Source organism: Pantoea sp. MHSD4, from assembly GCF_021043305.1.
Classification (GTDB): domain Bacteria; phylum Pseudomonadota; class Gammaproteobacteria; order Enterobacterales; family Enterobacteriaceae; genus Pantoea; species Pantoea eucalypti.
The window spans coordinates 42,515-64,036 of sequence record NZ_JAJNDH010000002.1 but is presented as its reverse complement, the minus strand read 5'-3'; the positions used below and the strand labels follow the sequence as shown (position 1 = coordinate 64,036).

The window sequence follows — 21,522 nt, the reverse complement described above, 5'->3', positions numbered from 1 at the left end:
TATTTCTGGAGTGTGAACCAGAGAAAATTATTGCTTTGATTGGTCCGACCAAAATCAGCTACTCACGCCGGGAAAGGCCCGCTGATAGCTGCGTGGATGGAAACGCAGAGTCAGGACGACCAGCAGCAGCGTAACCGCCGCCTGCAGAATCCAGATGCTGGCGAACTGGCCGGTGAACGCATGCAGCTGACCGGCGATAAACGGCATGCTGCCCGCAATAATAAAGCCGACGCCCTGCATAAAGGCCACCAGCCGTGCGCCAGTCTGGGGTTTATCAAGATGATCCAGCGCCAGCACCAGTGCCAGCGGAAACGCCCCGCCCAGTCCGACGCCCGCAATCCCCGCCCAGAGCCACGGCACCCCTTGTGGCGCAAGCAGAAAGCCGAGCATGCCGCTGAGCTGCATCGCCAGCGTGAACAGCAACAGCGGACGACGATCGCGGCCCCGAGCCAGCAACGGCAACAGCAGCGCACCCGAGACCTGACAGGCGATCATCATACCAAGCAGTGAACCGCCCGCCTGTGTGCTCCAGCCGAGCTGATGATAAAAGTCAGGCAGCCAGGCAACACAGATGGCATATCCTCCGTTCACCAGTCCAAAGCTCAGCGCCAGCGTCCAGGCACGGGTTTTTCGCCACAGCGAAGGCATCTCTGCTGCCTCTGTCCGGGCTGTGGGCGGCGCGGTGGTGATAAACAGCCAGACCAGAATAGCCAGCACCACCGGCAGCGCCCAGCTACTCAGCGCGCCCTGCCAGCCAAAATGTGCGCTCAGCCACGGCGAGATAGCCGCGCCAATTCCGCCGCCACCCATCAGCGCGGCGGCCCAGAGTCCGGTCACGCCGGCGCTCCGGCTGCCAAAACGCTGACGGATCAATCCCGGCATTGCCATCTGTACAATGCCAATGCCTGCCCCACCCGGCACGGCAGTCAGCACCAGCCAGCGGCCATCAGTAACCAACAGCCGACTCACCAGCGCCAGCAACAGCAGTACCAGACCGCCGAGCAGCAGTCTGCGCACCGCAAAACGCTGCATCAGCGGGGCGCTGATTAACGCAATCGCGCCCATCATCATCATCGGCACCGCAGGTAGCAGCGATGCCGCCAGTGACGACAGACCAATGCTCTGCCGCAACTGGCCGAGTAACGGACTGACCGAGGTCATCAGTGGTCGCATATTGAGTCCTGCCAGCACCAGCGCCGCCAGCAGCAGATTGTTCTCTCTCTTCATCTGAGATCCAAGCAGTTAAAGGTTGCCAGCCTGGCAGCAGTCGCTACTATCTGGAAATGAAATATTACTCTGCCAGGTAGTGGAAAAATGAATCGTCAGCCCATGTTTACCCCGCAGCAGTTGCTTAGCTTTGTGGCGGTGTGCGAAACCTTCAGCTTTACCCGCGCCGCCGACAGAGTGCACCTGTCGCAATCCACTGTCAGCCAGCAGGTGCGGCGTCTTGAAGAGATGTTAGGAAAGGAACTGCTGGTTCGCACCTCGCATCAGGTGCAGATCACCGAAGAGGGCGAAAAACTTTTAGGCTACGCCCGCCGGATTATTGCTCTGAATGGCGAAGCGCACGATGTGCTGAGTGACCAGTGGCGCGACGGCGTGTTGCGCCTTGGCGTGCCGGAGGATTTCGCTGCACCCACTGCCGGCCTGCTGGCGCACTTCAGCCGCGACCATCCGCAGTTGCGGCTGGATGTGATGAGTGGCATGCAGGTGGAGTTGCGTCGCGCCTGGCAGCGTGAAGAGCTCGACATCATGCTGATCAAGCAGCCTTACGGCGAGCGTCCGATGGCGTCGCGTCCCGAACCCCTGCTGTGGCTCGACAGCGCGGAGTGGCCCTGCTTTGAACAGACGCCGGTGCCGCTGGTGCTGTTTCCCCAGCAGGGGCTCTATCGTGACGAGGTGTGCCAGACGCTGGATGCGCTGGGTCGAAGCTGGCGCATTAGCTACAGCAGCGCCAGCCTGGTCGCGCTGGCCGCCGCCAGTGCGCAGGGACTGGGACTCACGTTACTGCCCGCCAGCTGCCGCCTGCCGCAACATCGGGTGCTGGGTCCTGAGCAGGGACTGCCGTTGATTGATACCTTTGAACTGGCACTGTTCTGCCGCCAGCCGCAGGATCCGTTGCAGCGCGAACTGGCAGAGTCACTGGCGGCCTTTGGCCAGCTGCGCTGGCAGTGAGATATCGAATAGTCGTCAGTGGAAAATAACGCAGCAGGGTGAAGCGTCGTTTGTCAGATTAATGTCTTGTTCACTTTGCAGGAGCCTCTGATGCCTATTTCCTCTTCACCGAGCCGCCGCGATTTCCTTGGACAAGGTGTTCGCTGGACCGCCGCAGGCGGCTTACTGGCCGCCGGTCTCGGGCAGGCCAGTGCCGCCACGTCCTCACCTTCACCCGCTATCAATCCCGACCAGCCCGCCGCCCTGCCACAGCAGGATCATTACCTGCTGCGCAATGTGAGGCTGGAAGAAGGGTTTATTCGCGAGGATGACGAAATCGTCGCGACCCGGACCGGACGTTATGACATCAGCGTACGCGACGGTAAAATTGACCAGCTGGTGCCCGCAGGCCAGGGCGACAGCACGCTGCCGTCCTGGGACGCACAGGATGCCCTGCTGCTGCCCGCCACGCAGGATATGCACATTCACCTGGATAAAACCTTCTACGGCGGCCCGTGGCAGGCTCCGCGTCCCCGTCAGGGCAAAACCATCATGGATATGATTGCGCGCGAACAAGTCCTGATTCCGCAACTGCTGCCGCACTCCGAGGCTCGCGCTGAAGCCTTGATCGCTCTGTTGCACGCCAAAGGCACCACTCGCGCCCGCAGCCACTGCAACATCGATCCGGTCAGCGGCCTTAGGAGCCTGGAACATCTGCAGGCAGCATTAGCCCGGCACCCCGATTTTCCCTGCGAGATCGTTGCTTTCCCGCAGCACGGCCTGCTGCACTCCAGGGTTGACGGGCTGATGCGCGAAGCAATGCAGCACGGCGTAGAGTATGTCGGCGGGCTGGATCCCACCAATGTTGATGGTGAGATGGAGAGGTCATTGGATGCGATGTTCCAGATTGCGCTCGACTACCAGCGCGGCGTGGATATTCATCTGCATGAAACCTCCCCTGCTGGCGTGGCGGCGATTCAGTACATGATTGACACCGTGGCGAAGAATCCGGTGCTAAAAGGCAAAGTGACGCTGAGCCACGGTTTCGCGCTGGCGACCCTGACCGGCAGTGCGCTGGACAGGATGATCGAAGGGCTGGCGGAGCAGCAGTTCAGCGTCGCCTCAACGCTGCCGATCGGCAAGCTCACCATGCCAGTTCCACAGCTACAGAAAGCGGGTGTGAAAGTGATGACCGGCACAGACAGCGTCATCGATCACTGGTCACCCTTTGGCACGGGCAGCATGCTGGAAAAAGCGAATCTTTACGCACAACTCTATCGCGGCTCGGATGAATTCTCGCTGTCGCGGGCGCTGGCGATTGCCACAGGCGACCGGCTGCCACTCTCTGCTCAGGGTCAACGCCAGTGGCCCGTGACGGGCGATGACGCGAGTATGATGCTGGTGGCGGCGAGCTGTTCCGCCGAAGCCGTAGCCCGAATTTCGCCGGTGGTCGCGACCTTCTCGCGCGGTAAACCGGTCTTTGCACTGGCCTCAGCCTGACACAGCAAAACCGCATTGGGTTAACAGACGACCAACTGACGTGAAGTGATGGGAGCCTGCGCCTGAAGCAAAGCATAGCAGGCCACCACCCGTTTCACTGAGCCAGACTCAATCGGCCGCGAGCCAGCCCTCCCCCAAAAACAACAGAGCCTCCACAAGGGAGGCTCTGCATTTACCTGAGCGAAGTGCGGGTTACGCGCTTTTGGCCCATTGATTATTCGACATTAGTTCCATTGCCAGCGCGTATAAGCGACGATCTTCCTGATCACAGGGCTCATCTTCCGCATAACACGCAATCATCGAAGCGATCTTATCAGCCGATAAGCCCTCTCCATGAATATGCAGTGTCAGTACGGCGCGGCCTACTATTTTAAGCACATTTTCATGTGGTCCCTGGATGCGTTTACTCAATGCAAATACCCTCTACCGGTCGTTGTACCAGGAATATGGCGCGCTAAATATAAAGCAATTAGCTCAGGATTTTTATCGGCATGGAGAGCGATATTTTTTAATGATTAATTCTATTACTGGAGTGATTATTAAGGAATCATCTGATTAACAATGAAATAAATATTTAAAAACGAAGGCTTATATAGCAATGCATGGTCCTGGTAAATTATCACTTTGAAATGAAAAGCTTTACATTTAGCGAATCGATTAAAAAAAACCGTCTTTTCCAGGCAAACTTCAGTCTATTCCTAAGCGTGCCGGCAGAGATAGTTTCATACCGTTAACCATCGAGGTTCCCGTTGCTGTCAGGCGTGCTTTCTGCCAGACTTGCCCCGCAATAATGCCCTACACTTTCAGCCTCAGAGGCCGCGCCCGTGACCGCTTTTTCTACCCTCAATTCGCTTCCCGACAGCCAGCTCGATAACCTGCGCGAGATGGGCTACACCAGCATGACGCCCGTGCAGGCTGCTACGCTGCCCGCCATACTACAGGGACGCGACGTGCGTGCGCAGGCGAAAACCGGCAGCGGTAAAACGGCTGCCTTTGGTATTGGATTACTGCACCATATTGACAGCACCCGCTTTCAGACTCAGGCACTCATCCTGTGTCCAACCCGGGAACTGGCCGATCAGGTGGGCAACGTGCTGCGCCAGCTGGCCCGCTTCACCCGAAACATCAAAGTCCTCACCTTGTGTGGCGGACAACCGATGAGTGCACAGCGTGACTCGCTGGTGCATCCACCGCATATCGTGGTCGGCACGCCGGGTCGTATCCTCGACCACATCAACCGCGAAAACCTCAAACTGGACCAGCTCAACACGCTGGTACTGGATGAGGCAGATCGGATGCTGGAGATGGGTTTCCTCAATGATATGGAAACTATCATTGAGGCGACGCCCGCCTCGCGGCAGACGCTGCTCTTTTCCGCTACGTGGCCCGACGGCATCACCGCCATCAGTACCCGCTTCCAGCGTGATGCGCTGAGCGTGGTAACTGAAGAAGTCAGCGAACTGCCTTCAATTGACCAGCAGTTCTTTGAAGCCAGCCACAATGAAAAACTGGGTCTGCTCATCGCGCTGCTTAGCGACCGTCAGCCCTCATCCTGTGTGGTCTTCTGCAACACCAAACGTGAATGTGACGATGTCGCTGCGGCGCTTAACGCGCGTGATATCAGCGCCCTGCCATTGCATGGTGACCTGGAACAGCGCGATCGCGAACGTGTGCTGATCCGTTTTGCTAACGGCAGTGGACGCGTACTGGTTGCCACCGATGTCGCCGCGCGCGGACTGGATATCAAATCACTGGCGATGGTGGTCAACTACCAGCTTGCCTGGGATCCTGAAATCCACCTGCACCGCATCGGTCGTACAGCACGTGCAGGCGAACATGGCGTTGCCGTCAGCCTGGTTGCTGCCGATGAAATGGCGCGCGCACATGCACTGGAGGATTTCCTGCAGCAAAAACTGCCGTGGGTTTCTGCCAGCACGCTGAAAAAAGGCAGCAGCAAGCCTCTGCCTGCCGCCATGATGACATTGTGTATTGATGGTGGTCGTAAAGCCAAGATGCGTCCGGGAGACATTCTGGGTGCGCTGACCGGTGAAGCGGGTTATCGCGCCGATCAGATCGGTAAAATCGTTCTGACCCCAACCCATGCCTACGTGGCGATTGAAGCGAACCACGCTAAAGCGGCACTGGTGAAACTCAAGCAGGGCAAAATCAAAGGCAAAACCTGCCGGGCGATTCTGCTGAAGGACTGAATAAAATCGGGCGAGGTTATTACCTCGCCCGATTTCTTATGGCTCTTCGATTTGTGTCACATGCAGCGTGGTTTTATCCCCTTTGCCCTGTACCTTACCACTGACACGTACTTTGTCTTCCGCGGAGTAGGTTTTACCATCAAAGGTCTTCTTCGGTGCGATAATCGGTAACGTACCGGTGTTGTCGCGGAACTGATAGCGCTCGCCCTGCTCTTTCTTTACGATGTAACCTTCCAGCGTCACATACCCGCCCTGACGGAAATCGCGGATCTGATCAATATGTGTCTGACCGGTATCTTCTGAGCCTTTATAGCCCGCATCCTGCTTGTGCTGCGGCGGTGGCGCATCACCCGCTTTGTATCCGCCCTCTTCAGCCGCCACACCCGCGCTCATCATCACCAGCAACGACGCTAAAATCACTTTTTTCATTTCACACTCCTTTATTGGAAAGGTGTCCATGTTGAACCTTCAGGGTTAAGCCTGGCACAATAATTGGCGTCCGTTTTATTTCACCTTTCTCTTCTCACCTTTTTCCGTTTGCTGCCGATAACCTGTTCACACCCTATTTCACCAGCTGCGTTAATGCAGAGGCAACCATGGATAATTTTCAGAAAGAGATCGATGAGAGAGCGAACCTCGCATTATCGAACAAGTTTGAGCTGCTGCTGTTTCGCTTAGGTTCTGATCAGCTGAAAGGCAAGTCTGAGCTGTTTGGCATTAACGTCTTCAAGCTGCGTGAAATTGTACCAATGCAGACCATCACCAAAGCCGCGGGAATGAGTTCGCCGCTGCTGGGTATGGCCAGTATTCGCGGTCAGTTCATTCCGGTCATCGACCTGCCTGCTGTGGCAGGTTGCGTACCCGAAACGGGCCTTAACCTGCTGCTGGTCACCGAGTATGCCCGTAACACCCAGGCATTTGCCGTGGAATCCGTGGATAACATCGTGCGTCTCGACTGGAGCCAGGTCCATACCGCTGAAGCCGGTATCGGCGGTCGCAACATTACCAGCATCGCCTGCCTGGACACCGATAAGCAGGGCAGCGAGCTGGCGATGGTGCTGGACGTTGAGCAAATCCTGTATGACATCATCCCGTCGTCACGCGGCGTCGAGCCTGAAGCGGCCAAACCGCGCGCCTTCAACTATCGCCCGGGTGCGGTTGCGATTGTGGCAGAAGATTCCAAAGTCGCGCGTCAGCTGCTGGAGCAGGGACTGAAGAGCATGGGCATTCCGGCGCTGATGTTTAACACCGGCCTTGATGCCTGGGAAAAAATTAAGCAGCTAAGCCAGGAAGTGCAGGCTTCAGGCGAGTCGATTCACGACAAAATTGCCCTGGTACTGACCGATCTGGAGATGCCTGAGATGGATGGCTTTACGCTGACCCGCAACATCAAGCGTGACCCGATTCTGAAAACGCTGCCGGTCGTGATCCACTCCTCACTCTCTGGAAGCGCCAACGAAGACCACGTGCGTAAAGTGGGAGCCGACGGCTATGTGGCAAAGTTTGAGCTGAATGAACTTTCAGACGTGATTTTCAACGTTCTCGATACCGCCCGTTAAGTGAACACGGGCCGCAAAGAATGCCCGGCACACTTTTACTTTTTTGATCAGCGGAATCGCTGACCTGACCAGGAAACGACTATGCACATTGAAACTTTACCTGTTACGCCCGCACCTGCGACGCCTTCTCCTCAAAAGGTATTGCGTGGCCGTTTACGTCAGCTGGCCTGGATTAGCGCCGTCAGTTTAAGCGTCGCGTTCTGGGTAGGCCTCTACTTTTTAGTTTTCTGAATCCATTCATGTTTGTCTGGATCGGGCTGTCAGCACCACTGCTGACAGCCCTTTTTTTTGCCTGAATTCCGCCTCCGCTCGTTTGTTAACCTTTTCTGATGCTTTTCACTGATTATTTATTCACGCTGCGTGATTACTTAAAAATTATTAAAGATACAACTCCGCACTCCGATAACTGTATGCGCGAGATCACATTTTGCCTGCGGCTGTGACCACAGACTTCAGCACGGCTTTGCGTACAACAGCAGGGAATCTGAGTGTTGCTAATAAATTGATTAATAAAATAACGGGGAAAAGAACATGTTCAGCATCAGGAATATGAAGGTCGGAATGCGGCTTGCAGCAGCCTTTGGCATTATTGTGACGTTACTGATAGTGATTGGTGTGACATCTATTACCAGAATTAACAATATCAATACGGCGATCTCGTCGATCGTTGATGATCGCTATGTGAAAGTACGACTGGCATTTGATGTGCGCGATGGCGTCAACGATCAGATCAAATACCTGCGCGGCATGGTGATCGACACGACACATCCGGAAAATAATGTGAAACGTTATGGTCAGCTGGATGAAGCCACGCAACGTACCAACCGCGCCATGAAAAGGATTGAAGACATTCAGGTCACGCCAATCGGTAAGAAAAAGATCGCCGGTCTGCTGGCCTCTTCTCAGGCATTTGAAAAGGTCAAAGCCGAATTAATTACCCTGGTAAAAGCGGGCAACTTTGATGCAGCAAGCATCTATGTGTTGAAATCAATGACGGCTACCCAGAATAAATTCCTGCAGGATGCCGTGGATTTTGCCAACTCTCAGGATGCACAGCTGCGGACTGAAGGTCAGGGTATTGTGGAAAATGGCCAGTCTGCTATCTCCATCACGCTGATTTTCTCCGCACTGGCCATTCTTGCTTCTATCATGCTGGGCTACTTCCTGACCCGTTCAATCGTGCGTCCACTGGTTGCAGCTGTTGATGTCGCTGAACGTGTGGCGGCCGGCGATCTGAGTACCCAGATGCAGGTGACCTCACGCGATGAAACAGGTGTTCTGATGCAGGCATTGCAGCGGATGAACGATAACCTGCTGTCAATTGTGACGGAAGTGCGTACCGGCTCCGACACTATCGCGGTTGCATCAACGCAGATTTCCAGCGGCAACCTTGATCTCTCAACCCGAACTGAGCAGCAGGCCAGCTCCCTGGAAGAGACCGCCTCTGCGATGGAGCAGATGACGTCGACGGTGAAACACAATGCCGACAACGCGCGTGAAGCTAATCACCTGGTTTCCACCACCTCAAGCGTGGCACGTGAAGGTGGCGTGGTCATGGAGCAGGTCATCGAGAAGATGGAAGCCATCGCCCTCTCCTCACGCAAAATTGTCGATATTATCAGCGTTATCGACTCGATTGCCTTTCAGACCAATATCCTGTCCCTTAACGCCGCCGTAGAAGCCGCGCGCGCGGGTGAACAGGGTCGTGGCTTTGCCGTCGTGGCGAGTGAAGTGCGTAATCTGGCACAGCGCTCAGCTTCCGCAGCCAAAGAGATTAAGGTGCTGATTGAAGATTCTGTCGCTAAAGTCGATGAAGGCAGCAAACTGGTGACGCATGCAGGTTCAACCATCGGTGAAGTGGTGAACAGCGTGCAGAGCGTGGCAAACATTATGAGCGAAATCACGATCGCCAGCAGCGAACAGAGCAGCGGCATCCATGAAATCAATCAGGCGATTACTCAGATGGAAGCGGTAACGCAGCAGAACGCCGCGCTGGTACAGGAAGCCTCTGCCGCCTCTCAGGCACTGCAGGATCAGGCCGAGCGCATGGCACAGGCGATGAGCGTGTTCAATACCGGCAAGCTTTCTCTGCAACCCGTACTGCGTTAATCCTTCTTAACGGCCCGCCCCGGCGGGTCTTTTTTTGCACGATGATGGAGAGCGGATAGATTTCAGGCTGTTAACACTGTTCCGAGACAAAGAAAGCTGACGCCACCCGACGCGTGCAGGAAGGGGTTAAGGTTTGAGGTTTGAGGTTTGAGGTTTGAGGTTTGAGGTTTGAGGTTTGAGGTTTGAGGTTTGAGGTTTGAGGTTTGAGGTTTGAGGTTTGAGGTTTGAGGTTTGAGGTTTGAGGTTTGAGGATAAGAATAGCGGACACAAAAAAGGCCGCCAGAGGCGACCTTTTATTACTATAAATGCAACAACGCTATAAAGCTCACTAGCCTTTATCAGAGCGCGCGAAGCTGGCTCTGAGTTGCAATCCTTGCCATGTTCACCTGAACGACGACAGATTTGCAGAAAATGCATTTCGCTCCATGCGGATTGGCTCTTGTAACATCAAAATGTGATGTACGAAACTGTGAGCCATTACAGTGAGGACACTTAAAAGTAATTTTCAGTCCTTAGAGACCAACAACGTTCGCAGCAGCTGGGCCTTTGGCGCCATTTTCTACTGTGAATTCAACTTGCTGACCTTCATCTAATGAACGGAAATCGGTGCCCTGGATTGCAGAGAAATGTACGAATACATCTTTGCTGCCGTCTGCAGGAGAAATGAAACCGAAGCCTTTCTCTGCGTTAAACCATTTAACGGTACCGCGAATTTTGTTAGACATGCTTAAATCCTTAATATATCGAGCCTTCCGGCATAATGGCCTGAGAACAGATTTTAATCAGAACGTAAGAGAAGACTCAAAAAGAAGGGATGTCTCGCGACAAACTTAGAGATGAGAACTGCTTTGGTTACTTACTTTGATAGTGTCTGTTAATCAAACCGACGATTCATTAGGCCACACTTCTCACAGTGACGCAACTCCTAATTCAAATTAATCGTAATCCGTCGACTGGAGAACATGAAAGCGCGAGACTCTCTCAGGGAAGCAACCTGGCAGGGCTCTGCAGCGATGCGTTCCTGCCGACATAAAGAGAAGTGGAGATACCCACAGAGCAAAAAAGGGCGAGGCTCACGCCTCGCCCAAAACATGCCGATTATCAGTCGTAGTAAGGAACCTTACGGTCCACGCCGTTGATATTGATCAGCACAAAACCGGTTGGCGCGGTCTTATTCGCCGGTGTACCCGCCGCAGTCGCCAGCGTCACCACCCCTTTCTCGTTGGCACCGATACCCGCCAGTCCATTGTGCATGCCGAAACGTGCAGCGGGTTTCAGGTTGCTGATTTTGGTGATGTCATCAACCATCGTCATATCTGACTGGAACAGCGAGCAGGAACCGGTATCAAACCGGGTTGGACCCGTGGTCTTCAGATTGAACATGGTCTCGCCGCTATTGGCTTTCAGCTTGACCCAGATTACGGCATAGGTGGTCCCTACCCGGCCATAACGAATGTCCAGCACAGAAGGTTGTCCCATATGATAAGCATCGGCCCAGACCGTCTCCAGTCGCTGCAGGTTGATCAGGGTTTTACCGGTGGCCGGCATATTTACCGGTGAACCGGCGGTGCCGGACGGCGTGGTGGCATCCGCTTTACCGATCAGCTCCATCACCCATTGCTGGTTAGGCGCCGGGAAATAGAGCTGCCCCAGCCGATACCAGTTATCGGTAGCGGTGTTGTTCACCACTTTATAGCCGCTGTAATAGCCGGCACGCAGTGAACCGGTCATGAACGTGCCGTAGTTCTCATCCCGACGGTAGCCATATTCAAAAGTCGATAGCCATTTGTTTCCGGCTATATCATTGGTGATTTTCGCCCCCGCCTGCAGGTTGATATGACGCATCACCACGCGGGCATTGTTGAGATTGAGCGGCGTGGCGCAATCTTCAATGTTAAGCGTTTCGATGTTCCAGCCCCCGTCCGACAGATCACCCGGGTTAGTCGTGTGCTCAATCCAGACGTTGCGCATGACTCCCTGTGTGACGCGCGGCATGTAGAGCGTGGCGTCCCCATAGCCCGACTGGAAGTTAGCATTACACAGCTCAATCGCTGTTGAGTGGTCCCAGTTTCCCTTTGGTGTATTTGACCAGCCGACATCAAACACACGGGAATAGGTACTGGAGCTGTAGATCTGATCGAATTTACTGTCGAGCGTATCCTGCAGTTTAAAGACAGTTCCCCCGGTGCTTTGAGCCTTGAAGCAGAAGATATTGACGATCTGGCCTCCAACAATCGTATTTTCAAAGAATGGCTGAATGTTGCTGCACTGTTCAGGCGTGACGGTGACTTTGAGAGAGGTGTCGACAGTTCCGGCGTTAGCCTGTCCGTGCCAGCAAATGCCTTTAATGACGATTTTGCGCGCATTCACCTTGAATACCGTATTCGCGCTTTTGTCAGAGACAATGGTGGTGCGGGGTGACGATCCGAGTTCGGTATCATCACCGCTGATACCAAAGAACGGCAACTCCGTATCGGTGAGATCGATGGGTGAAATCAGGAAGCGGCCACCCGGAAATCGCACCGGCATCGCTTTCACGTAGGTGTTGTAGGTCTGGGTCCATGCCAGCATCCGCTTGAAAGCATCAGTATCATCGGTGACGCCATCTCCTTTCGCACCGAAGTGCAGAATGTTCACTTCCGTAGGATCGTTGATGGTGCGTTTCCAGTAGAAACCGTTGCCTATCGCCACCGTACCGCCATCATCTTTTAGCGGTGTCGTACTCAGGAAACCGACAAAGTCTGCGCCACCCCGGAAGCTGGAGTCCTTATCGTAATAGCGTTTAAGGCTGGCGACTTCACCTGATTTTGGTGGAACAGTGGTACGCAGTTCAGCAAAAGAGTTAACTTCGATCATAGAATCCTCCTCAGGATCACAGAGATATCGCGCTGAAATCAGCGCACTACTTAGCCGCAGCCGGATGGCCGCAAAGGGAGTCCCACATGTCGTTGTGGGTGTTGATGGCGCGCACCGTACGAACGTCCATTTTTTGCGCGTCATCGCCGTAGGTATAAAGAGGGGAAAAAAGTACGCAGGCAGAGTCGGTAATCGCTACCGGCTCAGGGTTTGTGGTATTTCGACTGCTGCAGCTTGTCACGAGCAGTAGCGTCATCAAGGCTATGGTTGTCGGTCGCCACACGGTTAGCCTCCTCGCGGTTGTGTTGTTGCTGTTGCGCCACCGCGCTAACGCGAGACGCCTCCTGTTGCGCGTTATCGACGTCAGAACGTGCTTTTTGCTGCACTTTGCCGATTTTTTTGCCGCCGAAATAACTGGCGCCCAGCGCCGCAATCACGCCAGCGAGTGCGGCCAGCCAGTGCCAGCTGCCGCCCAGTAAGGTGGTAATGAGAGTCATGGTTTCGCTCCTCCCGCCTGCTCCTTCGCGGTGAGCAGGTTTTTCTGACGAACAAACTGGGCAATCACCCCCATCGCCACCATGAACGCGCCCACGAGCCCCAGGTAGTTGTGTGGCAGAATCGATTTCACGTCTTCCGGCAGCACGTTCCAGGCATCAACGGCGGCAGAGGGGAATGACTGCGCCCAGGCGCTGAGCATGGAGCCCAACGACGCAAGCCAGACAGACCAGGTTTTGAAGAGCAGGCGGGCATGAGAGACAAACTGCAGGGTGGTAAAGCGCTGCAGCAGCAGCAGAATGATGATTGCCGTCAGCACGGCAATGAGAAACATGAGCCATCTCATAGCAGCCCCCTGTAAATCGCATAGGTGCCGGTGCGCATCATCTCCGCATGACGCCGGGCCCGGCCCGGCGTCTGACGCGCCCAGAGGCTGTTCATCATCGCGTCAGCCGCATCACTAAACTGTTCAGCGATGATGGAGGTGAGCATGTTTTTGAACTGCAGGACGCCCTCCACGCCCAGTTGATACGTCATGCTCAGCAACACATCGGTGCGAGCGTCATTGCACTTTGTCAGCGCATCGCGCAGCAGCTCCCTGCCCTGCATCTCCTGAACTTTGTTTTCCAGAATGCACTGCTTCCAGACATCACCGACGCGCCGTGGCACGCGGAAAGTGTAATTACTGAGCGACGCCCCTTTTGGCCCAATGCGTATGCCGCCCGCCACCGTGGGGAAACCCAGCGTGTCGAGATAAGGTGTGTCGACATATCCCTCTTCAAAATTCAGTACTGCGATGATCTGGCTCATACGGACTCCTCAATGACGAATTAAGGCCTTCAGCCTTGTGAAAATAAATACATAACGCCCGCTGATCATTAACAAGCCCGGCACAGCAAAAGGCCTTGCTGAAGCTGCAGCAAAACTAAACAGTAATTCAGCAGATTGCGCCCAATGAGAGCTGGAGATAACAAAGCCTTAGCCGGAACGAAAAACGGCGCGCGCTTCGTGCTTCAGCTCACGGCGTAGAGATGAACATGCGGAAGACAGCAATTGTCGAAACTGGGTGTTTCCTGACTGGTCACGCGGGGTGTTGTGATTGCGCGATCAACGCGCGGGGCGACCTGACGCTGGCAGATTTGCTCTGCACGCCTCAGGGTTGGTGGTTCAGCTGGAAAGTTCAGTGCCTGATCGATGCTCTGTTGCAGGCTGCTGAGAGGCTGGCGCCGCCGATGGCGACGCGTACGTGCGTTGCCAGTGAAAACGCTTTTGCCATAGTGAATAATCGCCATAACTCCTCCTGTGAATGAGTATTTGGCGATGGGGTGGCAGGCGCGAGCTTTCGGGAAACCGAAGGGACCCGAATGTCGTATATCGCGGTCGCACGCTCACCGCCCGGCTGCGTAAGCAGCCAGGTGGAAAGTAAGCGAGGGGAAATAAACGGCATCTGACGACGCTGCATTTGCGCATCCACCCCATCCCAAAGTTCACTGACTTTTGGGTGGTATGATTCGCGCTTGTGCAGCGCCTGAATTGTTTAAGAGCGGGTCATCCCTGAAAAGAACGTCTTCGTTCATCCATGTCCAAATTATTAACAGGTTCTTATGCTTTATCAAACACTGTTGGTTAATTTTTTATTTACCGCTGGTTAAATTTATGAATTTATGCCGATTATTTTTTTGCAGCTCTCCGGAGAAAAGCGGCAGAAACGGCTTTAGCCGAGAATTTGATAGTGTCGCGCCTGGCTCATAATCACTTTTGCGAGCACCTTCAGGCTGGTGACCTCATCACGATTGAGATACCACGTTTCATAGCGTTTATTATCTGATATCACTGCAATTTTTTTATGCTGCAGCTGCAGGCGTTTGAGGTAGAGCTGCTCGTCGAGGGTAAAAATATAGATACCATCGCCGTCAAACATCCGCACGCTGATATCCACAAACAGCTGATCGCGCGGTGCAAAGGTGTCAGCCATAGAATCACTGTTGATAGCGATCAACCGAATGTTTTCCGCCGGACGGCCGTTGAACAGAACCCGTGCCTCATCCAGACCATATTCAATCGCCTGGATAGTCTCGACAAACTCATCGCGCGCGGGCAGGCCCGCAGCACTGCGCTGACCAATGTCGAGGCTATCAATACGAAACACACTCTTTTGGCCAGTGAGTGTACTCATCGCTACAGGTTCAGTGGATTGCTCCATGCCGTACTGGAGCCACTCTACCCTGACGCCCAGCAATTGACTGAGTGCCAGTAAATTGCCGCCATCAGGCACTGACTGCGCGTTAAACCACTTCCACACGCCTGGCGTTGAAATTTTACAGCCTTGCTGCTGCAGAGCTCTGGCAACCTGTTTGTTTCGTCCATGTCCGACAATGCCGGCACTCTCACAGGCCGCTATCAGCCTGGCGGTGAAAGCTTGTCTTGTACTTTCTTTTTTAACCATTAGTTAATAATCAGCCATAGAAGAGATACTGGATGTTATTTTCGTTATTGCTACCAGTTCATTTTATATTACCGCTCGTTTACTACCTAACCGCTTTATCAAGCATTGCTAACTATCATTATCCGCTTCAGCCTGCGGCTAAACAAAAAATATTGCCTCAGGCCGCTTGCAGCCCCGGCTTTCAGGAATGTTCCGTAAGAAATTGCGTGAATATCAGGCAGCATAATTGCCAGGGATGACGAGAACAGAACAGAAAATGATCTGATGCGCAGAAAATCCTATCTTTCACTGGTCCGAAAAATCGGGATAAAAAAAACGGGAGCCTTTGAAAGACTCCCGCTTTGTTAAAAATTATCGTCGTTATGGGCGGAGCGTATCGTCTCCCCACGCTATCCATTTATAGGTGGTCAGCGCCTCTAACCCCATGGGGCCACGGGCATGCAATTTCTGTGTACTGACCGCCACTTCCGCGCCCAGGCCAAATTGACCCCCATCGGTGAAGCGGGTGCTGGCGTTGACATAAACCGCTGACGAGTCGACCTGACGAACAAAACGCGCGGCATTACGCGTATTACGGGTGAGGATAGCATCTGAGTGCTGTGTGCCGTGCGTACGAATGTGATCGATCGCCTCATCCATATCCGCCACCAATTTAACGTTAAGATCCAGCGACAGCCACTCGTTATTGTATTGCTGAGGATTCACGGGTTTCACCGGGGCGGGGCCATGCTGAAGTTGTGCCAGCACGTTGCTGTCAGCATGCAGCGCGATTCCTTCCTGCGCCATTCGCGCGCTGAAAGCTGGCAGAAAACGTTCGGCCATCGCCTGGTCCACCAGCAGCGTTTCCAGTGAGTTACAGGCGCTGGGACGCTGTTTCTTGGCGTTGACGATCACATCAAGTGCCGGTTCAATCTCCATCGTCTCATCAATGTAGATATGGCAGACGCCAATGCCGCCGGTAATCACCGGAATGGTGGAGTTCTCGCGACACAGTTTATGCAGCCCGGCTCCGCCGCGCGGGATTAGCATGTCGACGTAGCGATCCAGCTTCAGCAGCTGATTCACCAGCTCGCGGTCAGGATTTTCAATCGCCTGGACAATGGCTACCGGTAAACCGTGCTGCTTCAGCGCTTTCTGAATGACCCGAACGGTGGCCGCATTGGTGCGCCAGGTCTCTTTGCCGCCACGCAGAATAGCGGCGTTGCCGGTTTTCAGGCACAGACTGGCGACGTCAACCGTCACATTAGGGCGCGCCTCATAAATCACCGCAACGACGCCCAGCGGCACGCGACGGCGTTCAATGCGCAGCCCGCTGTCGAGCTGACCACCGTCGATTAACTGCCCTACCGGATCGGCAAGCTGACAAACCTGGCGCACATCGCTGGCGATGCTGCTGAGGCGTTGCGGATTAAGCGTCAGTCGATCTAATAACGCGGCGCTCATGCCGTTCTGACGCGCATCGGCTAAATCCAGCTCGTTAGCCGCCAGAATGTCAGCGCTCTCGGCTTCCAACCGGTCAGCAATGGTCATCAGAACATCGTTCTTTTCTGCCGTTGACAGATCGGCCACGGTATACGCTGCGGCACGCGCCGCTTTTCCCATCTCTTCAAGCATTGTCCGCTCCTTAACTGACGATCATGTCGTCGCGGTGAACCGCCACCGGGCCATATTCATATCCCAGGATCTCGCTGATCTGCTGACTGTGATGACCGGCGATCATTCGCATCGCGTCGCTGTTGTAGCGTGAAACGCCGTGAGCGATATCCCGGCCCTGCAGGCTGCGAATGCGGATCACTTCACCGCGAGAGAAATTCCCCTGGATCGCCCGGATCCCTTTCGGCAGCAGCGAACTGCCACGTTCGATAATGGCTGCCAGTGCACCGTCATCGACGGTGATCTCACCCGCCGGTGGCGCACCGAAAATCCAGCGTTTACGGTTTTCCAGTGGCGATTGCTGCGCATGGAAGCGCGTACCGACCGGCTTACCATCAATCACATCGCTGATCACGCCGCTGCGGCTGCCCGAGGCGATGATCACATCGATACCGGCACGACAGGCAACATCCGCCGCCTGAAGCTTAGTCGACATGCCGCCAGTGCCGAGCCCGGAAACACTGTCGCCCGCCAGGGCGCGCAACGCATCATCAATGATATGCACATCACTGATCAGCTCAGCCTCAGGATTGTTACGGGGATCGGCGGTAAAAAGCCCCTGCTGATCGGTCAGGAGCAGCAGCTTGTCGGCGCCGCCGAGCATCGCCGCCAGCGCAGAGAGATTGTCGTTGTCGCCCACTTTGATTTCAGCGGTGGCGACAGCATCGTTCTCATTGATCACCGGCACAATATGGTTATCCAGCAGCGCACGCAGCGTGTCGCGGGCGTTCAGAAAGCGTTCGCGATCTTCCATGTCGGCACGGGTCAACAGCATCTGACCAATATGAATACCGTAGATAGAAAATAACTGTTCCCACAGCTGAATCAGACGACTCTGCCCCACCGCAGCCAGCAGCTGCTTTGAGGCGATGGTCGGTGGCAGTTCGGGGTAGCCCAGATGTTCGCGTCCGGCGGCCATTGCGCCAGAAGTCACGATCACAATGCGGTGGCCTGCGGCGTGCTGCTGCGCACACTGACGAACCAGTTCCACCATGTGCGCCCTGTTCAACCGGCGAGATCCGCCGGTGAGAACGCTGGTACCCAACTTGACCACTAAGGTCTGACTGCCACTCATATTTCCTGCCGTAGAGAAAAATTTTTACGAAAGGACGTTTTAACAGGAGTCGATAAGGAAGCCAACAGCCAGCGGGGGAAAAGCACGAAATTACGCGGACAAGGAGGTAGACCAAAAGTTCATGGTTAACAAGAAATCATGAAAAGTGTCATAAAAAGTTCATCACTGACGGGTAAAAAGTCCGTGTTTTACAAAAACTTTCATTTTTTTACGGTGTTCACATTGGGATTGATAGCAAATGAAGAAAAGCACACTGGCCATGCTCCTCTCCACGCTGACGCTGGCTTCTGCCGCGCAGGCTGCCGAAATCTATAACAAAGATGGCAACAAACTGGATTTGTACGGCAAAGTTAAAGCTGAGCACTACATCAGCGATAATGCCAGCCAGGATGGAGACAAGTCCTATACCCGTATCGGCTTTAAGGGTCAGACACAGATTAACGACCTGATGACCGGTTATGGTCAGTGGGAATATCAGTACAACGTTAACAACTCCGAAGGCAGTGACGCCAACAACGGCAATAAAACCCGCCTCGGGTTTGCTGGTCTGAAATTCTCTCAGTACGGTTCGGTAGATTATGGCCGTAACTACGGTGTGCTGTATGACGTTGAAGCCTGGACTGACGTGTTCCCGGAATTCGGCGGTGACGGTACAGCCCGCTCTGATAACTTTATGACACAGCGCGCCACCGGTGTTGCGACTTATCGTAACAATAACTTCTTTGGTCTGGTCGATGGCCTGAAATTTGCGCTGCAGTACCAGGGCAAAAATGACGCGTCCAGCACCAACACCCGTACTGATATTAACCGTCAGAATGGCGACGGCTACGGTGCGTCTCTCGGCTATGCTCTGGGTGATTCTGGTGTGAGCCTGATGAGTGCCATCACCTCATCTGACCGCACCAACCAGCAACAGGCGCGCGCTTATGGCGGCGGTGACCGTGCGGATTCCTGGGGCGCAGGCGTGAAGTATGATGCTAACAGTGTCTACCTGGCCGCAATCTACACCGATACCCGCAACATGACGCCAATTAGCGGTACCAACCGTGCCACCGGCGCAGCGGTTGCGGGCGCAGCCAACAAAGCGCAGAACATCGAACTGGTGGCGCAGTATCAGTTTGATTTCGGCCTGCGTCCGTCTATCGGTTATGTACAGACCAAAGGCAAAGATATCGAAAACGGTATCGGCGATGCGGATCTGGTGAAATATATCGATGTGGGCGCGACCTACTACTTCAACAAAAATATGTCCGCCTTCGTTGATTACAAAATTAACCAGCTGGATGACGACAATGCGCTGTCGCTTAACAACGACGACATTGTGGCGATGGGTGTGACTTACCAGTTCTGATTTCAGGCTCGCAAACCGGGCAGATTTGGAGCTGGCAGCAACGCATAAATTCAACACGCAGGGAACACGGTCAGAAGAGGAAAGCGTCCCGCGCCAGGACGGCGCGGGCCGAGCGTGCCATGGATGGCGGCTTTTGCGTCTTTCCGATCTGACCGTGTTCTCTGAGAAGGCTCGATCCAACAGCGGGTCAGACTTCAACAAAAATGGCGAGTTTTTAAACTCGCCATTTTTTTCGTCTTTATTTCACTACACTACCCTATCAGGCGCTCAGCTTCACCGGTTTCTCATCGAAATCGCTGGCTGGGATCAGATCCAGCTCGAACTCTTTCAGCATCGCTTTCAGGCGGGTATGGAAATTCCGTAAGGTCTCTTCCACGCGCGCCGTGTTCTCTTTCCCTTTAATGGTTGCCACCGACCAGTCACCCTCTTTATCGAACAGACCGATATGGTAGACATAGGTAAAGTGGTCAGCCTGTGCTTCCAGCTCCATCCACCAGCCCCAGAACTCTCGCAGTTCCGGTGCCGGTTTCACATTGACGCAGGCAGCCAGGCAGTCGAAGAAGAAACGGGTTTCGCCACATTTCCCATCGCGAATATAAGGCCCAAGCTCCGTAAAGCGCTTAAGCAGGCGACTGCGGGGATGACCACTTGGTAACGTCATGCTGATTCTCCATAGGTTTTGACCGCTATACAGCCTTGATTTCCGGACGGCCAGCACGACGCCACACCGCATGGGCCCGATGACGTCATATTTCACTTAGCGGCAGCCCGGAAGAATTCCGCTACTAGTTGTAGCAAATACTGTAAATTTTGCCAGTCACCTTTTTAAACGCTTTTCCAGCCAGTCACAAATTTCATTCAGCGCCTTATCAAAACTGGCCATCACCGGCTTCACCGGAATCCGCAACGCTTTGCCGTCTGAGGAAGAGTTTGCGATAAGCCTGCTCTCCTCTTCCGGGCTGAAGAGATCGTTTTGCCAGTAGCCCGACAGCATCGGCGTGGGCGTCCGGCGGCCCAGTAATCCCTGGGTTTTAAGCGAATAGCGGTTGAGTTCAGTGCGCAGCGCACTGTCGGAGGCGGTGGCCATACCCAGCCGGCTCGCCAGCATATCCATATACATATCCGGGATCGCATCCTGCAACGCCGTCTGGGTCAGCAGAGCATGCACAATCGGGCCCAGACAGGCGACCCCACGCAACCGCTGCGATTCCAGATAGGCCAGCCGCACGGCCACGTTAGCGCCAAAGCGATAACCGAATGCCGCCACGCGGGTATGGTCGACCCAGGGCACATTGATTAGATCGCGCAGCACCTGCTGATGCAGAAAACTGGTGTCCTGATTCAGCGTCCATTTCACCGAGTTGCCCACTGACGGCACATCAATTGTCAGCATAGCAATGCCACGCGGGGCAAGGTAATCATGGAACAGGCGATAGTGATCGCTCTGTAACGAGTCGAGTGCGCCGCAAAACAGTACGGTGGGATAAGGCGCTTCAACATCCGGCGGCATATGCAGAAAGCCGCTGACCGGACTGCCGCCCGGAATAGCAAACGTCAGGATTTTCAGTTCGCCAGGCAACCGCTGAGTCGCCTCTTCATAGGCACGATTGGCCAGCGTCTGTGCCTGGTCAGCCAGTTCATCGCCTTTTATATAGGGATAAGCCGCAACGCTATAAAGATGGGCCGCATGTAGCCAGTCGTCGCCCGCCTCGCTGTCGTCGGATGCCTCCAGCGCTTTCTGCTGCCAGATGCCCGCCTGCTTAGACCATTCGAAATGCCAGTTGCCGCCGCGAAAACCAATCACGGTGTCGAGCAGCGTCTCATCAGTATGTTCAGCGTTGCTGATGGCAATACGTGCCAGCACTTCACTGATCTCCTGCGGCGTCAGGCCTCGCCATGTCCACATCAGCTTATTCAGCATGCGATACCAGCCGCGCTGGCTGTCACCCTCCAGGGCAGAGTGGACATTCGGGGTAGCGTGATGTTGGCGGCGAACCAGGGAAGAGGTTTCAGGATGTTTAAAGCGCGGCTTGAATAGCTCCTCGCTGAGATTTTTGCTCGACATACTCACTTCTCCTGCAACAGAACGGCGATGGCTAAGTGTACTGTACGGCAAT

Annotated in this window: 22 protein-coding genes; 7 read left to right on the top strand and 15 right to left on the bottom strand. The window is 54.5% G+C overall.

Annotated features, from left to right (window positions below; all coding sequences use genetic code 11):
• Nucleotides 1-54: 54 nt before the first annotated feature.
• A complete protein-coding gene (locus LQK91_RS07070; protein ID WP_105099452.1) occupies nt 55-1,227 on the bottom strand; it encodes a cyanate transporter in 1,173 nt (390 codons plus the stop codon).
• Nucleotides 1,228-1,314: 87 nt separating this feature from the next.
• Here LQK91_RS07070 and LQK91_RS07065 point away from each other — a divergent pair, with 87 nt between their 5' ends.
• Together LQK91_RS07065 and LQK91_RS07060 are read left to right on the top strand one after the other, a co-directional pair.
• Nucleotides 1,315-2,175, top strand: coding sequence for a LysR family transcriptional regulator (locus LQK91_RS07065; protein ID WP_003850092.1), 861 nt, complete (start codon nt 1,315-1,317; stop codon nt 2,173-2,175).
• 90 nt (nt 2,176-2,265) lie between these two features.
• Nucleotides 2,266-3,654 carry an amidohydrolase family protein gene (locus LQK91_RS07060; protein ID WP_105099453.1) on the top strand — a complete coding sequence of 463 codons (1,389 nt, stop codon included), beginning with the start codon at nt 2,266-2,268 and terminating at the stop codon, nt 3,652-3,654.
• Between the two features lie 192 nt (nt 3,655-3,846).
• Here the strand turns inward: LQK91_RS07060 and LQK91_RS07055 are convergent, their stop codons facing one another.
• Nucleotides 3,847-4,065: a hypothetical protein gene (locus tag LQK91_RS07055; protein WP_008924853.1), complete on the bottom strand. Its 219-nt coding sequence runs from the start codon at nt 4,063-4,065 to the stop codon at nt 3,847-3,849.
• Between the two features lie 413 nt (nt 4,066-4,478).
• Between LQK91_RS07055 and dbpA the strand changes: the two genes are divergently transcribed.
• Complete coding sequence (dbpA, locus tag LQK91_RS07050; protein ID WP_008924852.1) at nt 4,479-5,861, top strand: ATP-dependent RNA helicase DbpA; 1,383 nt, start codon at nt 4,479-4,481, stop codon at nt 5,859-5,861.
• 36 nt (nt 5,862-5,897) lie between these two features.
• Here the strand turns inward: dbpA and LQK91_RS07045 are convergent, their stop codons facing one another.
• Entirely contained in the window at nt 5,898-6,290 is a 393-nt protein-coding gene (locus LQK91_RS07045) for a YgiW/YdeI family stress tolerance OB fold protein (protein ID WP_105099454.1), read from the bottom strand.
• 167 nt (nt 6,291-6,457) lie between these two features.
• On the opposite strand from LQK91_RS07045, the gene LQK91_RS07040 reads away from it, so the two are divergent.
• The 3 genes from LQK91_RS07040 (at nt 6,458) to LQK91_RS07030 (ending at nt 9,529) form a co-directional block, all read left to right on the top strand.
• The gene (locus LQK91_RS07040; RefSeq protein ID WP_003850102.1) at nt 6,458-7,420 is read left to right on the top strand and encodes a chemotaxis protein; all 963 of its coding nucleotides are present in this window, start codon (nt 6,458-6,460) and stop codon (nt 7,418-7,420) included.
• Nucleotides 7,421-7,501: 81 nt separating this feature from the next.
• Nucleotides 7,502-7,651: a hypothetical protein gene (locus LQK91_RS07035; protein ID WP_003850104.1), complete on the top strand. Its 150-nt coding sequence runs from the start codon at nt 7,502-7,504 to the stop codon at nt 7,649-7,651.
• Between the two features lie 300 nt (nt 7,652-7,951).
• Nucleotides 7,952-9,529: a methyl-accepting chemotaxis protein gene (locus tag LQK91_RS07030; RefSeq protein ID WP_033761898.1), complete on the top strand. Its 1,578-nt coding sequence runs from the start codon at nt 7,952-7,954 to the stop codon at nt 9,527-9,529.
• A 338-nt stretch (nt 9,530-9,867) separates the two neighbouring features.
• Here LQK91_RS07030 and LQK91_RS07025 read toward each other — a convergent pair whose 3' ends face one another.
• From LQK91_RS07025 to proB, 10 genes are all read right to left on the bottom strand, one after another.
• Nucleotides 9,868-10,038 (bottom strand): cold-shock protein, encoded by a 171-nt coding sequence (locus LQK91_RS07025; protein WP_085980553.1) that lies wholly within the window; start codon nt 10,036-10,038, stop codon nt 9,868-9,870.
• A 3-nt stretch (nt 10,039-10,041) separates the two neighbouring features.
• Entirely contained in the window at nt 10,042-10,254 is a 213-nt protein-coding gene (gene cspE, locus LQK91_RS07020; RefSeq protein ID WP_003854408.1) for a transcription antiterminator/RNA stability regulator CspE, read from the bottom strand.
• 376 nt (nt 10,255-10,630) lie between these two features.
• A complete protein-coding gene (locus tag LQK91_RS07015; protein ID WP_105099456.1) occupies nt 10,631-12,385 on the bottom strand; it encodes a glycosyl hydrolase family 28-related protein in 1,755 nt (584 codons plus the stop codon).
• Between the two features lie 203 nt (nt 12,386-12,588).
• Entirely contained in the window at nt 12,589-12,882 is a 294-nt protein-coding gene (locus LQK91_RS07010) for a hypothetical protein (RefSeq protein WP_105099457.1), read from the bottom strand.
• Nucleotides 12,879-13,226 carry a hypothetical protein gene (locus tag LQK91_RS07005; protein WP_008924848.1) on the bottom strand — a complete coding sequence of 116 codons (348 nt, stop codon included), beginning with the start codon at nt 13,224-13,226 and terminating at the stop codon, nt 12,879-12,881. The genes LQK91_RS07010 and LQK91_RS07005 overlap by 4 nt, the downstream gene beginning before the upstream one ends.
• The gene (locus LQK91_RS07000; protein WP_003854415.1) at nt 13,223-13,690 is read right to left on the bottom strand and encodes a glycoside hydrolase family protein; all 468 of its coding nucleotides are present in this window, start codon (nt 13,688-13,690) and stop codon (nt 13,223-13,225) included. The genes LQK91_RS07005 and LQK91_RS07000 overlap by 4 nt, the downstream gene beginning before the upstream one ends.
• A 203-nt stretch (nt 13,691-13,893) precedes the next feature.
• Nucleotides 13,894-14,172 (bottom strand): hypothetical protein, encoded by a 279-nt coding sequence (locus LQK91_RS06995; RefSeq protein ID WP_003854417.1) that lies wholly within the window; start codon nt 14,170-14,172, stop codon nt 13,894-13,896.
• A gap of 422 nt (nt 14,173-14,594) precedes the next feature.
• Nucleotides 14,595-15,326 carry a S24 family peptidase gene (locus tag LQK91_RS06990; RefSeq protein ID WP_008924846.1) on the bottom strand — a complete coding sequence of 244 codons (732 nt, stop codon included), beginning with the start codon at nt 15,324-15,326 and terminating at the stop codon, nt 14,595-14,597.
• A gap of 360 nt (nt 15,327-15,686) precedes the next feature.
• Complete coding sequence (proA, locus tag LQK91_RS06985; RefSeq protein WP_105099458.1) at nt 15,687-16,940, bottom strand: glutamate-5-semialdehyde dehydrogenase; 1,254 nt, start codon at nt 16,938-16,940, stop codon at nt 15,687-15,689.
• 10 nt (nt 16,941-16,950) lie between these two features.
• Entirely contained in the window at nt 16,951-18,054 is a 1,104-nt protein-coding gene (proB, locus tag LQK91_RS06980) for a glutamate 5-kinase (RefSeq protein WP_008924844.1), read from the bottom strand.
• A 238-nt stretch (nt 18,055-18,292) separates the two neighbouring features.
• Here proB and ompC point away from each other — a divergent pair, with 238 nt between their 5' ends.
• Nucleotides 18,293-19,405: a porin OmpC gene (gene ompC / locus LQK91_RS06975; RefSeq protein ID WP_003854421.1), complete on the top strand. Its 1,113-nt coding sequence runs from the start codon at nt 18,293-18,295 to the stop codon at nt 19,403-19,405.
• 259 nt (nt 19,406-19,664) lie between these two features.
• Here ompC and crl read toward each other — a convergent pair whose 3' ends face one another.
• A complete protein-coding gene (gene crl, locus LQK91_RS06970; RefSeq protein ID WP_003851176.1) occupies nt 19,665-20,066 on the bottom strand; it encodes a sigma factor-binding protein Crl in 402 nt (133 codons plus the stop codon).
• Nucleotides 20,067-20,222: 156 nt separating this feature from the next.
• Nucleotides 20,223-21,470 carry an esterase FrsA gene (gene frsA, locus LQK91_RS06965; RefSeq protein WP_105099459.1) on the bottom strand — a complete coding sequence of 416 codons (1,248 nt, stop codon included), beginning with the start codon at nt 21,468-21,470 and terminating at the stop codon, nt 20,223-20,225.
• Nucleotides 21,471-21,522: the final 52 nt, after the last annotated feature.

Coding starts and splice junctions, on each gene's coding strand:
- LQK91_RS07070 (WP_105099452.1), bottom strand. CDS start 1,227: ATGAAGAGAGAGAACAATCTGCTGCTGGCGGCGCTGGTGCTGGCAGGA.
- LQK91_RS07065 (WP_003850092.1), top strand. CDS start 1,315: ATGAATCGTCAGCCCATGTTTACCCCGCAGCAGTTGCTTAGCTTTGTG.
- LQK91_RS07060 (WP_105099453.1), top strand. CDS start 2,266: ATGCCTATTTCCTCTTCACCGAGCCGCCGCGATTTCCTTGGACAAGGT.
- LQK91_RS07045 (WP_105099454.1), bottom strand. CDS start 6,290: ATGAAAAAAGTGATTTTAGCGTCGTTGCTGGTGATGATGAGCGCGGGT.
- LQK91_RS07040 (WP_003850102.1), top strand. CDS start 6,458: ATGGATAATTTTCAGAAAGAGATCGATGAGAGAGCGAACCTCGCATTA.
- LQK91_RS07035 (WP_003850104.1), top strand. CDS start 7,502: ATGCACATTGAAACTTTACCTGTTACGCCCGCACCTGCGACGCCTTCT.
- LQK91_RS07030 (WP_033761898.1), top strand. CDS start 7,952: ATGTTCAGCATCAGGAATATGAAGGTCGGAATGCGGCTTGCAGCAGCC.
- cspE (WP_003854408.1), bottom strand. CDS start 10,254: ATGTCTAACAAAATTCGCGGTACCGTTAAATGGTTTAACGCAGAGAAA.
- LQK91_RS07015 (WP_105099456.1), bottom strand. CDS start 12,385: ATGATCGAAGTTAACTCTTTTGCTGAACTGCGTACCACTGTTCCACCA.
- LQK91_RS07010 (WP_105099457.1), bottom strand. CDS start 12,882: ATGACTCTCATTACCACCTTACTGGGCGGCAGCTGGCACTGGCTGGCC.
- LQK91_RS07005 (WP_008924848.1), bottom strand. CDS start 13,226: ATGAGATGGCTCATGTTTCTCATTGCCGTGCTGACGGCAATCATCATT.
- LQK91_RS07000 (WP_003854415.1), bottom strand. CDS start 13,690: ATGAGCCAGATCATCGCAGTACTGAATTTTGAAGAGGGATATGTCGAC.
- LQK91_RS06995 (WP_003854417.1), bottom strand. CDS start 14,172: ATGGCGATTATTCACTATGGCAAAAGCGTTTTCACTGGCAACGCACGT.
- LQK91_RS06990 (WP_008924846.1), bottom strand. CDS start 15,326: ATGGTTAAAAAAGAAAGTACAAGACAAGCTTTCACCGCCAGGCTGATA.
- proA (WP_105099458.1), bottom strand. CDS start 16,940: ATGCTTGAAGAGATGGGAAAAGCGGCGCGTGCCGCAGCGTATACCGTG.
- proB (WP_008924844.1), bottom strand. CDS start 18,054: ATGAGTGGCAGTCAGACCTTAGTGGTCAAGTTGGGTACCAGCGTTCTC.
- ompC (WP_003854421.1), top strand. CDS start 18,293: ATGAAGAAAAGCACACTGGCCATGCTCCTCTCCACGCTGACGCTGGCT.
- crl (WP_003851176.1), bottom strand. CDS start 20,066: ATGACGTTACCAAGTGGTCATCCCCGCAGTCGCCTGCTTAAGCGCTTT.
- frsA (WP_105099459.1), bottom strand. CDS start 21,470: ATGTCGAGCAAAAATCTCAGCGAGGAGCTATTCAAGCCGCGCTTTAAA.